At 51.3% G+C, this 12,986-nt stretch carries 15 protein-coding genes; 7 read left to right on the top strand and 8 right to left on the bottom strand.

Annotated elements, in window-relative coordinates; translation table 11 throughout:
- Window positions 1–6: 6 nt before the first annotated feature.
- From EQV24_RS18550 to EQV24_RS18540, 3 genes are all read right to left on the bottom strand, one after another.
- The gene (locus EQV24_RS18550) at window positions 7–630 is read right to left on the bottom strand and encodes a common pilus major fimbrillin subunit EcpA (protein ID WP_013094841.1); all 624 of its coding nucleotides are present in this window, start codon (window positions 628–630) and stop codon (window positions 7–9) included.
- Window positions 631–859: 229 nt separating this feature from the next.
- Entirely contained in the window at window positions 860–1,345 is a 486-nt protein-coding gene (locus tag EQV24_RS18545; protein ID WP_013094840.1) for a hypothetical protein, read from the bottom strand.
- Between the two features lie 4 nt (window positions 1,346–1,349).
- A complete protein-coding gene (locus EQV24_RS18540; RefSeq protein WP_023620608.1) occupies window positions 1,350–2,150 on the bottom strand; it encodes a winged helix-turn-helix domain-containing protein in 801 nt (266 codons plus the stop codon).
- Between the two features lie 374 nt (window positions 2,151–2,524).
- Here EQV24_RS18540 and EQV24_RS18535 point away from each other — a divergent pair, with 374 nt between their 5' ends.
- The 4 genes from EQV24_RS18535 to EQV24_RS18520 are packed head-to-tail and all read left to right on the top strand — an operon-like array spanning window position 2,525 to window position 7,442.
- Window positions 2,525–3,109, top strand: a complete 585-nt coding sequence (locus EQV24_RS18535; RefSeq protein WP_013094838.1) for a fimbrial protein — start codon at window positions 2,525–2,527, stop codon at window positions 3,107–3,109.
- A gap of 52 nt (window positions 3,110–3,161) precedes the next feature.
- Window positions 3,162–3,854: a molecular chaperone gene (locus EQV24_RS18530; RefSeq protein ID WP_130626915.1), complete on the top strand. Its 693-nt coding sequence runs from the start codon at window positions 3,162–3,164 to the stop codon at window positions 3,852–3,854.
- Between the two features lie 15 nt (window positions 3,855–3,869).
- Complete coding sequence (locus EQV24_RS18525; RefSeq protein ID WP_108453701.1) at window positions 3,870–6,365, top strand: fimbria/pilus outer membrane usher protein; 2,496 nt, start codon at window positions 3,870–3,872, stop codon at window positions 6,363–6,365.
- A 12-nt stretch (window positions 6,366–6,377) separates the two neighbouring features.
- Window positions 6,378–7,442 (top strand): fimbrial protein, encoded by a 1,065-nt coding sequence (locus tag EQV24_RS18520; RefSeq protein WP_130626914.1) that lies wholly within the window; start codon window positions 6,378–6,380, stop codon window positions 7,440–7,442.
- Window positions 7,443–7,483: 41 nt separating this feature from the next.
- On the opposite strand, the gene EQV24_RS18515 is transcribed toward EQV24_RS18520, so the two are convergent.
- Entirely contained in the window at window positions 7,484–8,116 is a 633-nt protein-coding gene (locus tag EQV24_RS18515; protein WP_243649061.1) for a LuxR C-terminal-related transcriptional regulator, read from the bottom strand.
- Window positions 8,117–8,590: 474 nt separating this feature from the next.
- Between EQV24_RS18515 and EQV24_RS18510 the strand changes: the two genes are divergently transcribed.
- Entirely contained in the window at window positions 8,591–9,208 is a 618-nt protein-coding gene (locus EQV24_RS18510) for a LuxR C-terminal-related transcriptional regulator (RefSeq protein ID WP_029881867.1), read from the top strand.
- 69 nt (window positions 9,209–9,277) lie between these two features.
- A complete protein-coding gene (locus EQV24_RS18505) occupies window positions 9,278–9,958 on the top strand; it encodes an EAL domain-containing protein (RefSeq protein ID WP_058650563.1) in 681 nt (226 codons plus the stop codon).
- 12 nt (window positions 9,959–9,970) lie between these two features.
- On the opposite strand, the gene nlpA is transcribed toward EQV24_RS18505, so the two are convergent.
- The 4 genes from nlpA to EQV24_RS18485 all read right to left on the bottom strand — a co-directional run bounded on the left by nlpA (window position 9,971) and on the right by EQV24_RS18485 (window position 12,121).
- On the bottom strand, window positions 9,971–10,771 hold the full coding sequence (nlpA, locus tag EQV24_RS18500; RefSeq protein WP_130626912.1) for a lipoprotein NlpA: 801 nt from the start codon (window positions 10,769–10,771) through the stop codon (window positions 9,971–9,973).
- Between the two features lie 140 nt (window positions 10,772–10,911).
- Window positions 10,912–11,310, bottom strand: a complete 399-nt coding sequence (locus EQV24_RS18495) for a type II toxin-antitoxin system VapC family toxin (RefSeq protein WP_020686448.1) — start codon at window positions 11,308–11,310, stop codon at window positions 10,912–10,914.
- Between the two features lie 3 nt (window positions 11,311–11,313).
- On the bottom strand, window positions 11,314–11,574 hold the full coding sequence (locus EQV24_RS18490; protein WP_020686447.1) for a virulence protein: 261 nt from the start codon (window positions 11,572–11,574) through the stop codon (window positions 11,314–11,316).
- Between the two features lie 127 nt (window positions 11,575–11,701).
- Window positions 11,702–12,121, bottom strand: coding sequence for a GNAT family N-acetyltransferase (locus tag EQV24_RS18485; RefSeq protein WP_048972221.1), 420 nt, complete (start codon window positions 12,119–12,121; stop codon window positions 11,702–11,704).
- A gap of 187 nt (window positions 12,122–12,308) precedes the next feature.
- Between EQV24_RS18485 and EQV24_RS18480 the strand changes: the two genes are divergently transcribed.
- Window positions 12,309–12,878 (top strand): TetR/AcrR family transcriptional regulator, encoded by a 570-nt coding sequence (locus EQV24_RS18480; protein ID WP_013094828.1) that lies wholly within the window; start codon window positions 12,309–12,311, stop codon window positions 12,876–12,878.
- Window positions 12,879–12,986: the final 108 nt, after the last annotated feature.

The raw sequence follows: 12,986 nt of genomic DNA, 5'->3' as shown, positions 1-12,986 counted from the left end.
CAGCTCTTAGCCCCAGGTTGCGCGGAACGCAACGGAGACAGTACCTTCCCACAGGCTGTTGGTCAGGTCTTTGAACTCTTTCGCCGCACCGGTGCTGTCCTGTGCAGAATCGACGTAGAACACAAACTTGTCCTGGCCGGTCACTTCGGTGTTTGCCGTCGCGCCTGCGCTGGTGGTCAGGTTCCACAGGCCAGAAGAGACGCCGGTGTTGTTTGAAGAGTCAACCAGGGTAGTCCATGCCGTTGACTTCGTACCCACTGTGCCACCGATGGAGCCCAGATCGGTCCCGCCAAAGCGCGCGCCCACTTTCAGTTTGGTTGCTTCGCCGCCAACGCTGAACAGGGTGTTGTCAGAGTCATCAACGATAGCTTCCAGTTTGAAGCTGGTTGCAGAAGAGTGATCGCCACGAATAGCCACATCAAACAGACCGGTGTCGGTGTTAAAGGCTTTCGTGTTTGCGCTATAAACGAAGTTCAGTGCGCGTGTTGGGGTGACAACCAGATCGGAATCGCTGTCTTTCGTTGCAGAAGCTTGCCAGGTTGCAGAAGCGGTAGTTTCCGCTGCATGAGCAACGCTCAGGGCAGAAAGAGACAGCAGTGAGCCCAGAACGATAGCGTTCAGTTTATTCATTTATTTAGTCCTTCAAAAAAGAATCCAGATGTTTAAAAAAGGGGAGCCCCTTTTTCGGGGCGAAGTATAGTCACCCGAAAAATAACGAGGCAATACAGAAAATTTCATTCCCTTTAAAGCAAAAGATGAAAAATATCCGCCTGCTTTTGCATCTTGTTGTTACATAATGAATAAAATTGAGACTTTTTGATGAATAGATAAACATCTATTCTGGTCATTCTGCAGAATATCAGGATGTGGGTACAGCCACGCACATCATTATTGGTAATACCAACCCTTTAATTAGCCAGGCATGACCTTTAACTCGGGTAACATAAAAGAAGTCGATACTGTCCATTAGCAGCTCATTGACAATTCCATCCGGGGCAATGTCATCATCAGATTTCTGCAGTTTTTTTCCTTTAATATAGTAAATATCACTGCCAGCAACTTTCTCAACGTTAAGGACATAGTTTCGGTCAATCAAATAACGTTTGTCGCCGCGGGTGAATACCCCTTTATGGATCACCGTGACAATATCGCTGCCATTAAAAAGAAACAGCGTGGTTAACGACAGGGCGGTCGACTCTCCAGTGGAATAGTTTTTCCTGGAAACCGTATCAGACTGACAGCCAAATCCCACTTCCTGAGTTCTTTTCGGGTAAAGCACGGCAATGACGATAACGGAAAGCAGCAGTACCACGCCCAATAATATACCCATCTGTCTCTTCGACATGATCTTAACTCCCTGTCAGGCTTCTGTAAGAGATACAATTTTTATAGCTATCGGCGCCATCCTGCAGATAACAGACGGCCAAAAAATCATTTTCCAGCTGTGACTTTTTAAATTTTGAATAATAGGCATCAGCAGCCTGATGTTCGCAGTCGATATGTTGACGGGCGATCGCCTCTTTAGCGCGGTTAAGATAGACCTGCAGCGGCTGATACATGTTCTTATCAATAAGATAAACCGTACAGCGGTCAATTTTGCCCAGCCGATAGATATCGGACTCCTTCGGACGATCGGCGACGCGCATATTTTGATAGAACAGCAGCGCGGCAATACCCATTATTGCCACCAGCGCCATCACGAACAGGGTGGTAAAGCCGCTGTCCCGTCGACGCAAACCTTCAGGCGGGTCTCGCTGCTGCGTCACAATATCGACGGTTTCCGCCACCATTTTTTCCGGAGCGGCCACGGGCGGCCTGACAGTGTGATGTTCAATATGCGCGGCCAGACTAAAACCTTTTCCACGAATGGTCTTAATCAGTAGCGGGTCACGTCCTAAACTCCGAAAAGCTTTTCTAATTTCACTTATGGCAACATTAAGACTGACCGAGGAGCCGGAAAAACCCCGGTCTTCCCAGACTTTCTTAATCAGGTCGTCCCTGTCGAGGGTTTTACCATTATTAATGATGAGTTCATATAACAAACGTGCCGCCTGATTTGATAACTTAATGGAAGATTCCTCTTCTCCATTTATCATGATCACACCGGAGTCCACTTCATAAAGCATTGCGAGATCAATAAGATACTTCATATGATTGTTACACCACTGTTATAAACGACTGTATTTCCCTCGCAATAATAGGTCTAAAGAGGGTGTGGTCAAGTCATCAAATATTATTTGAGCACGCCGCATAGAAAACTTCATAAATTAACAATTATTAATTCATTAATTAAGACCTTCGAATGAAGGCATTTAGGTTATGATCCTTAAAAGAACGTTATAGCAAGATTATAATCTCATTATTTTGATCTTAACGGAATAATGTTTTGTTATGTATCTTTTTGATGCAACATAATATCGTCAAGGCTCGTACTCAGGTCGCGATGCGCGTAAGCCTGTCACAGCGTGTTGCGCAGCCGGGAAACATTCTTTCTTAGATAAAACAAAATATTATGGAGTTTATCATGTTCAAAACGATCATGACCGTATCTGTGCTTGGCGCAGCCATTGCCTCTACTCACGCCATTGCCGCAGATAACTCAGCGGGTGGCGTAATTAACTTTACCGGTGCTATTACCGATACCACCTGTACGATTAATGGCGGGAAAAGCGCGGATATGACCGTCGCCCTCTCCCCCATTTCGGTTAAGGATGCCGGAACAACGGTTGGCCTGATTACAAAAAATAAAAAATCCATTTCGTTAACCTTCTCTGGCTGTACGCCAGCAGCAGGTACGACCGGTACGCCGCTGAAAGTGTATTTCTCCAGCGCCGATAATATTTCTACCGACGGCAAATACCTGCTGAATAACAGCGTTAATGAAAACGACGCCAGCGTGGCGCGTAATGTCGGTTTCGCCTTAGTTGAACCAGGTAAATCTACGCCGGTTACGCTGAACCAGGCTTATACCACCAGCATTATGGGTACCTCAGCGGCGCCAGATTCAGAAACGCTGACGCTGGACGTTTATTACTATAAAACCAACGCCGCTGCTGCAACGGTCGGTGCGTTGAGCTCTAACGTGACCTACACCATTTCCTACCTGTAATTTCAGTTAATCAGGCTTCGTCCCGGCGAAGCCTGTATTTAAGGTTACCAATATGCGTAAGATTATTATGCTGGCATCTCTGCTGCTCAGCGCGGGCAACGCATGGGCCAATATTGTGATTAATGGCACGCGTGTTCTTTATCCTGAGAATAACAAAGAGGTCATTGTTCAGTTAATCAATACGGGTGATGCCCCTGCGCTGGTGCAATCCTGGATTGATGACGGCGATATTAACTCCACCCCGGAAACGGCAAACGTTCCTTTTCTGTTATCGCCACCGGTGGTGAAGGTCAGCGAACATAATGGTCAGCAATTGCGGATAAAAAAGTTGCCAGCGAATTTACCGGGCGATCGCGAATCGGTCTTTTTCCTGAACGTGCTCGACATTCCGCCAAAGCCGGAAAATATACAAAACCAGAATACCGTTCAGCTGGCGATTAAATCACGCATCAAAATGTTTTATCGCCCGGCCTCGTTAACCGGCACGCTGGATAACGCAACGGGGAAACTGACGCTAATTGCCAGCGGTAAACAGTTCCGCATCGTTAATGACAGCCCTTTCCATATTACGGTTGCCAATATTTCCCAGGGCAAAATCAAATTACTGCAGGAATCACCGATGGTCGCGCCATTTGGTCAACTCACCGTCGCAACAAAAAACGCGGTGAAACGCGGCCAAACCTACCAGCTGATGTATGTGGATGATTTGGGTGCGTATAAAACCCGCACGCTCACCAGCCAGTGATCGGAAAGACTCACCATGAAAATGAAACAAAACAGGCTCTGCATGCTGGCTGTCTGCTCGCTTCTGCTTTCGCATAAATCAGGTGCGGTAACGTTTGATACCTCCCTGCTTGCTGGCGCATCCGGTGAGTCCGATCTGTCACGCTTTTACGAAAACAACGCCATGCCAGCCGGTCCCCAGGAGATGGATATTTACGTCAACGGAGACTGGAAGGGGCGCTATACGGTGACCTACGGCGAGCAACAGGATGACGTTCGCCTTGCCTGGAAAGACGCGCTTATGCTGGGGATCAACACCAAAGCGATTCCGGCCCCCGCCATTACTGACGGCCAGGTGCAGCTGCACGATCTGGTTCAGGGCGGCGAGGTAAAAACGGACACCAGCACGCTGAGTCTGGCACTCACCGTGCCACAGGCGGCCGTCTTACGTACCGAAGAGGGCTATGTTGCCCCTCAGTTCTGGGACGAAGGGATCCCGGCGCTGATGCTCTCCTGGAACACCACCTGGTACAACACGCGAACAAAAGGTTCCGCCAAAGAGACCAACGATGATTTTTACGCCGGGCTGGATTCCGGTGCCAACCTGCTCGGCTGGCAGTTTCGCGACAGCAGTACCTGGCGCAAATCCGCCAGCGGTGACAGCAGCTGGCAGAATAACACCCGCTACCTGCGCCGCCCGCTGGCGGCGCTGAAATCCAACCTGACGCTGGGCGACTTTTATATTCCCGGCGATCTGTTTGATTCCCTTCGTGTGCGCGGCGTGTCGCTGGCGTCCGATATGAAAATGCGCCCTAACTCGCAGCAGGGCTTTTCACCGGTGGTACATGGCGTGGCGCGCACTAACGCCCTGGTGAAGGTAATGCAGAACGGTAACGTCATCTATCAGGAGAACGTTCCGCCGGGCCAGTTCACCCTCGACAGCATTCAGCCGACCGGTTCAGCGGGCGACCTGCTGGTGGTCGTGCGCGAAGCGGACGGTTCCCAGCAATCATTCACGGTGCCTTTCTCTGCCGTGCCCGGCATGCTCAAAGAGGGTGTGAGCGAGTACAGCGTGGTGGCGGGAAAGGTTCATCAAAACACCCTTGAGGCGGACCCGGCGTTCCTGCAGGCCACGCTGCGCTATGGCTTTAATAACCTGATGACCGGCTATACGGGCACGATCGTGAGCGATAATTATCAGGCGGGGCTTATCGGCACCGGCTGGAATTTGCCCTTTGGCGCGGTATCCGTGGATGTCACCCACGCCAAAACCACGCTGCAGGACAGAACCGACAGCGGCCAAAGCTTTCGCGTGTCGTACAGTAAATTTATCGATACCACAGCCACCAACTTCACGCTGGCGGCCTACCGCTACTCCACGAAAGGGTATTACAGCTTTAGCGACGCGCTTTACTCCCGGGAAGGGTATCAACGCCTGAAAGCACAGTATGACGAGTATGAAGATCGCTTCGGGGTCGCCCCGGAGATGACGATGAGCACCTGGGATGCCCTGCGCGCCGCACAGCCTAAAAACACCTTCACGCTTAACCTGAACCAGCGTCTGCCCGACAACTGGGGCACGGTGTTTGTCTCTGGTACACAGCGCGACTACTGGAATTCCCGCCAAACCTCGCGCGAATATCAGGCCGGCTACTCCAACGCCATCGGCCGGGCAAGCTATACCGTCTCCGCCAGCCGGGTGCGCAACAGCGAGCGTGAAGAAGAGACGCGTTTTTACCTCTCCCTCAGCCTGCCCTTCTCGCTGTTTGATAACAACGCGTGGGTCACCTCCAGCCTGACGGCCAGCGACTCGCATTATGAACAGAGCAATATCAGCATGAGCGGCAACGCGCTGGCGTCGAACCGCCTGAGCTATACGCTCTCCGGCAGCAATGCGCGGGGCGGGAACAACACCGCCAGCGTGAACACCGCATACCGGGCAAACTTCGCGACGCTTGGTGGCTCCTACAGTGAATCCTCCGACTACCGCCAGATGGGGCTGAACGGGCGCGGCAGCCTGGTGGCCGTGCCGTGGCATCTGCTTGCCTCCAACGAAACCGGTTCCACCATGACCATTGTCGATGCGCCGCAGGCGGAAGGGCTGATGGTTAACGGCGACGAAAGTATCGTGACCAACCGTGATGGCGTGGCGCTGGTGCCTTACGCCACGCCGTACCGTAAAAATGCCATCACCCTGTCCGAAACGGCGAACAGCCGCGGGGCAGAAGTGCTGGGCAACATCGCTAACGTCGCCCCTTACGATGGCGCGGTGAACTATATCCGCTTCGATACCGACCAGCGCCAGTCCTGGATGCTGCGCGCCACCCGCCCGGACGGGGCACCGTTGCCGTTTGGTACCGAAGTGCTGAACGAGCGCGGCGAGTCGGTGGGTTATGTCGGCCAGGCCAGCGTGCTCTACATTCGCGCGGAACAACCACCACGTGAGCTTAGCGTTCATTTGCGTGGCGGAAATTGCACTATCGCCGCACCGGCGTGGGGACTGGAAAGCCCGTCCTCTGTTTGCCATTACTAACGGAACATCAACATGATACGGTTACTGACCTTTCTGTTTCTCGCCTGCGTCAGCGGGGCAAGCTATGCCACCTGTTCCGGGGGCAGTATTTCCTATGGCCCGCCGATCAGCGTCGATCTGTCGGATAAGCTGACGCCCGCCACGCCGACCTGGACCGGGAGCTTCAGCACCCAGTACAGCGGCTCGTTTAACTGCTCAACCGGCAACAGCGAGTTTTCTTACACGCCGATCCTCTCGACCGACAGTAAGTACGCCACCATTCTGGGCTTCAGCAATGACAAATACAGGGTGCGGGCGGAGATCACCAGCACGCATCCCAACAAGACGCTGAGCGCGAGCGGTAACCATACGGCTTCAGAACTGAATACGCCGTTTACCGTGCGCTTTACGCTGGTTGATCAGAGTGGCACGACCCTCTCGGGGGACACGGCGACCATGAGCGATGTCTTGTTCGTCAGCGATATGAGCGGCATGTCGTTCTGGGAGATCATTACCTGGCCGATCAATCAGCTGGTGAAAATCGTGCAGTGGCTGTTTAACGGCTTTAAGTGGCCATACGATAACCGGGATATGTTTGGCCAGCCGATGACCATCAAATATGCACCGAAGCTGACCACCTGCTCTTTCGACAACGCGGGGCTGACGGTTCATTTACCTACGCTGGGTATCCCACAGTTGAGCGCCTCTGCCCAGCCAGGGCTGACGCCCTTTACGCTCAATATGAGCTGTCAGAATCTGGGGACAAACGGGACGTCTGACCGGGCGATTGAGATGTTCCTCTCCAGCACGCAACTGCTGTCGACCGACAGTTCCGTACTGGTTGATACCAGCAGCGGTGCCGCACAGGGCGTGGGGCTGCGGCTGATTCAGCGGAATAACCCGCAACAGCCGGTCATCTTCTCGACCTCTACCACCAGCCGCGGAAATGCCACGCTGCTGTTCAACGTGGCGGCGGGCGGGGCACTGAGCAAGACGTTCACCCTGCCCATGGCGGCGTCCTATTATGTCTGGGTACCGGCGAAGGTCAGTCAGGGCAAACTCAATACGACGGCGACGCTGAATATTATCTACCCCTGATGCGCATCTGCCGGGACGCTGTCGTTCCGGCGAATCGACGCTTAACTCCCGATCCGGCCCGCCATCTGCAGGTATTTGATGAGTTCGCTGTGGTTGGTGAGGTTGAGTTTTTTCATCGCATTGTGCTTTTGGGTGGCGATGGTACTGGCCGAGCGGCTTCGCAGCTGGGCAATTTCGGTCACGGTGTAGCCTTCCACCAGAAGATGCAGCACCTCCCACTCCCGGGCGGAAAGCACCGAACGCGAGCGCGCGCCAGCGCGCATCATTCCCTTCAGATACGATGAGACACGCGGCCTGGCCTCTTCTGCTCTGAGCAGCGCCTGTAATTCTCTTTTCAGCTCGCCGGGCTCGTCCTGCAGGGAAAGGGTCAGCTCGTATTTCATCTCCAGCACCCTTTTTAATAATCCGTACTGTAATTCAGGCACAAAAAGTACACGCTTAACGTGGTGCGTATGACATAACATATTGAGCCGGTTACTGGTCTGTACGCTCCACGATTTATGGTTAAACAGATAACTGAACTCGGCCATAACAATATCGACCTGACCGTCGCTAATGGCATCAAAGAGCTGTTCTGTTGATTCCACCATTGATATTTGCAGAGAATATTCAGGCAGTAATTTACGCAGCGCATCGCTTATCATCTCCTGCAGAATATTGACCCGATAAAACACAATAATCCTGAGAGTGAATTCAGAAAAAATCATATTATTTCATTATTAACACGATAAAAGGAGACTGATAGTAGTGTAATAAGCCCATGCTCACAACTTATTCCCACCAGGATTTTAACGCCCGGGAGGCTAAAATTCCTGGCGAAGCAACACAAGTGGCGAACCAACACCCAAAACGTGCTAAAACCCCGCCTAAAAACCCCATAAAAAGAGCGTGTTATCCATATCAAACCTTAACAAACGCCATTTCTCAGGATAAAAATCTATCTCTAATATTATAAGAAGATTAAAAATATTAGATCTCACCTTAAAATATTTTTTGAATTTTATCTTTCGATAATAAAAGGGATTGGCTTTACGCAATACATTCTCCTGGCATACATTTTATGCCATGTCTCGCGACAAAGGCATGGGTGACCGCACGATTCAAATAACTGTTTCTCTTACACGGACCGGGTGCCCAACTAAAGGAGAATGACCATGAAAGAAACAATACATGTGGCCGTTATTGATAGTTGTGAGTTCACAATGATTGGCCTGCAATATCTTGGCAACCGTGAACCTGACGCGCATCGGGATGTTATTTTCCATGGGTTCAGCAATATTGAAGATTTTCTCCTCAGCGAACAAACTTGGGACATCGTCATTTATGATCCACTGAATATCGGCAGTTTTATGATTACGCCCAATGAAGATATTCTGCGCATTAAAGAAAAACAGCCAGCGGCGAGGATCTATATCTATTCGTTATCCGTCGGTTTTCTGAAATTTAAGCATGTGGATGGGGTCATCAATAAGCGCGTGTCGCTGGGGGATATCAAGGCGATGTGGCAAATCCTGATGAGCCAGACGCCAAAAGCGTTAAACCATTACAACGTGAGCATTACGACGCGGCAGCGCCCTGCAAGGCTCTCCAACGAGGAAGCGAGCGTGCTGCGAGGTTACTCATGTAACCTGAAAACCAAGCAAATTGCCCGTCAGCTCGGCTGCAACGTCAGGCTGGTTTATTTCTACAAAAACAATGCCATGAATAAGCTGAAGGCCGTGCGGGGCCCCTCGTTCTATCAGAGCATTCGCTGGATCCTGAATTAACTTCCCGACCGTGTGTCGTTTGCCTTTGTTCCCGTGTCCGCGGGAACCTTTTTTTCTGCAGGTCTTGTCATGTACACCGTGCTTCCCTCTCCCCTGCTGCATGCCATCACCGGATTGCGGTTTCAGCCTTTAGTCGATTTGCATTCCGGCCAGGCGGTGGCGCATGAGGTTCTGGTGGAGATCCACAACGTGAATCTTGACGCACTCTTCGCTTCACTGCCCACCCGCAGCGCGCTGCAAATTTTTTTCTGGCAGGCCAATACGCTGCTGCAGATGCCGGACAAAGGCCAGTACTGGCTTAATCTCCCGGCAGACCAGCTGCTTGATGCTAAAGCCATCGACCTGTTGCTTGCGCTACGTCACCAGCAGCGCTTAACGATAGAAATTCAGGATCCGTTAACCGTGACCCGCATGAGTGCCGCAGAGCAACGCGGCATCCATCACGCCCTACTTCAGCTTAAGGCGGCGGGCTGGAAAATCTGGCTGGATGATCTGACTCAGGAACTGGCAGACGACTATGCGCGTCTTGCTCTGCCGGTAGATGGCATCAAGCTGGACCGCTCAGAGCTGAGCTCTCCCGCCCGCTTTGACGCACTGGTTCACTTCGTCAGAGAGAAGATTGCCCGGGCTGTTGTCGTCGAAGGCATTGAAACCGCGCAGGACTTACAGCGAGCCTGCGTCTCAGGAGCACGGTTTGGCCAGGGTTTCCTCTGGCCGGAAAGCCGGATAGATGCCAGCGTGACGGTGTAAATCCCGCGGGCATTACCAGCCCGGCACCGCTCCGCCGTTAAAAATGGTCTCCGCCGCCTTCACCACCTCCGGTGACTGATAGGACTGGATAAATTCCTTTACGTTCTCTGCGTCTTTATTGTCTTCGCGCGTCACCACGATGTTCACGTACGGCGAGTTTTTATCTTCAATAAAGACGCTGTCATGCACCGGGGAAAGCCCGGTTTGCTGGATATAGGTGGTGCTGATGATGGCAACATCCACTTTCGGGTCATCCAGCACGCGCGGCAGTTGCGCCCCTTCCAGCTCCATAATGTTCAGTTTTTTCGGGTTAGCGGTGATATCCAGCGCGGTTGGCAGCAGGCCCACGTCCGGTTTCAGGGTAATCAGTTTCTCTTTTTGCAGCAGGAGCAGCGCGCGACCGAGGTTGGTGGGGTCATTAGGGATGGCAATGGTCGCCCCGTCTTTCAGGTCAGACACGGATTTGATTTTGCGGGAATAACCGGCCATCGGGAAGACGAAGGTATTCGCTACGGCAACCAGTTTGTAGTTATGCGCCTTGTTATCTTCTGCAAGGAACGGACGATGCTGGAAGACGTTAGCATCCAGTTCTCCCTGGTTGGTGGCATCGTTGGGCAGCAGCGAACCGCTAAACCCGACCAGCTCCACATCCAGACCGTATTTCTCTTTTGCCACTTTTTTGGCGACTTCAGCCACATCCTGCTCCGCGCCGTTGATTACGCCGACTTTAATGTGTTTGGCATCGCTGCCACTTTGATCGCATCCTGCCAGCAGCAGACCCGCGAGAACCAGAGCACCCAATCGAAGTTTCACAAGACCTATCCTTTTGATGAACGTTTCAGTGACTATATCGACAACGAGGCGGTGAAATAAAAACCGAAAAGGAATCAATAAGAAGGATAGGTTATATGCGGTCTATTGCCGGGTGACGCTGCGCCACCAGGCATCGGCGATCACGACGCTGTTGTCCAGTCCTCAACGGCAAGCGCCTGCACCATTCTGAATGCATGATCGTTGGTCACTATTGTTGTACCCCGACTAAGAGCATGCGCAGCGATCAGTTGATCGAGATCGCCCATCACTCTCCCTCTCTTCTCCATTTCTGCGCGGAGTTCACCGTACGTTGCTGCGGCTTCACTGTCCCAGTCGCAAATAGTGATGGTTTTAAGGAACTCAAGTATTGTTTTTTGTAATCTGTCACTTTGCTTTTTGGCTATTCCATAAAGCAGTTCAGCCTCCGTCACGCTTGAAATACACATTTTTTCTATTGGGGTGCGAGAATAGTGCTTTATCACCCCGGGATGTTGCCTGACGAGGTGGCTTACTATGTTTGTATCCAACATATGCAGCATTTTCTAGAACCCTTCAAATGGATCTCTTGTTGTATAGCTCTGATTGCGTTCCTCTTTGCTCAGGAAAGAATCAGGAACATCAGTCTGCTTCAGTAAACGTAAAAAATTATCTCTGTGACGCTCCTTTTCCGATCTCGCAGTCAAGATGACGTTCCCTTCCTCATCTCGTCGGATGTAAACACTCTCCGTATCAAACATGAAGTCAGCAGGCAACATCACTGCCTGACGTCGCCCCTTTTTGAAGAGTTTTGCTGTACGTTTCATTGCTATCTCCCTGGTTGAATGACCAGGCCGAAGCATGTGCCATCGCCCTCAAGGGAGGCAAGCTAGACGCGTCAATTTCAGAAAGCGACTCGCAATAAATAGCGGAATGACTAATGCAGAACCGGGCCTAAAGCGCTTTCTTCAGATAATGACGCTGCATGCCTGGATACGGGTAATCCTGCAAAGACATCTGCAGCTGGTACCCCTGTTTTTCATAAAACGGACGCGCCTGGAAGCTGGCCGTGTCGACCAGGGCATGTGTGCAGCCGTTACGTCGGGCTTCTTCTTCCGCCGTTTTGATAAGCTGGCTGCCCACGCCGGTTCCCCGCACGGTATCGCTCACCCAGAGATAATCAATATTCAGCCATTCACCTTTTCGTACGCCGATTAATCCACCCAGCATGACGCCCTTTTCGTCTCGCATGTAAACGCCAATATCACCACTAAAGTTCGTCATATCTAAAAACTGGGCGTTGTAAGCTCTTAATCCCACAAATAACTCTTCTTTTTCTTCGGGTGTGACTTTTTCTGTTATGCTCAGGTGCATATTTTTCTCCTTATTTTCCACGCAATCTGAATATCTCACAGGTTAACCTTCATAAAAACTCCTTATTTCCTCCATTTTTTAAATCCTGAAATATTCATTCAATATGTAAATAAAAAAAGCCTTTCCAATACGCACCCAAAACGTATAATGAGAACGATCATTCTCACTTTTTACCCGGTAATCGACGATGAGCACAAAACTGGAAGAACGGCAGAAACAACGTCAGGACGAGATCATCACCGCCGCGCGCCGCTGCTTTCGCGCCAGTGGATTTCATGCGGCCAGTATGTCGCAAATCGCCAGCGAGGCGAAACTCAGCGTCGGGCAAATTTACCGTTATTTCAGTAACAAAGATGCGATTATTGAAGAGATGATCCGCCGTATTATCGATTCCCGTATCGAGGGAATGCAGGACAAAACGGTGGTGGAAGGCATGCCGCAGGCGCTCGCCTGGCGTCAGACGATTAACGAAGACGACGATGCGCTGATGCTCGAAATGTCCGCCGAGGCGACGCGTAATCCGCAGGTGGCCGCCATGTTAACCGCAGCCGAGGCCCGTATGTTTAGCAACGCCTGTGCGCACCTGAAAAAGCAGTTTCCTCATTTAAGTGATGAACATATTCGCTGCTGCGTGGAGATTACCGCCGTGATGATCGAAGGCACAATTTACCGTCGGCTTACGCCTTTAAACGTGCCGTCAGAACAATTAGAGCCGATTTATCAGAATATTTTAAATATGCTTTTCACTGCGAAGTAATCGCATGTGAATAATTAACGGGAACAGGTAATTTCCCGGTTTACCATTTCTGGTTCTGCCAGAGATACGGTATCGCTGTGCCTTTAAAACGCCCTCCTCCTTGTTAAG

This window comes from Enterobacter sp. A8 (genome assembly GCF_004296595.1).
In the GTDB taxonomy this organism is placed as follows: domain Bacteria; phylum Pseudomonadota; class Gammaproteobacteria; order Enterobacterales; family Enterobacteriaceae; genus Enterobacter; species Enterobacter cloacae.
Note: the sequence above shows the minus strand (reverse complement) of the source record. Positions and strands in the feature narration are given on the sequence as shown.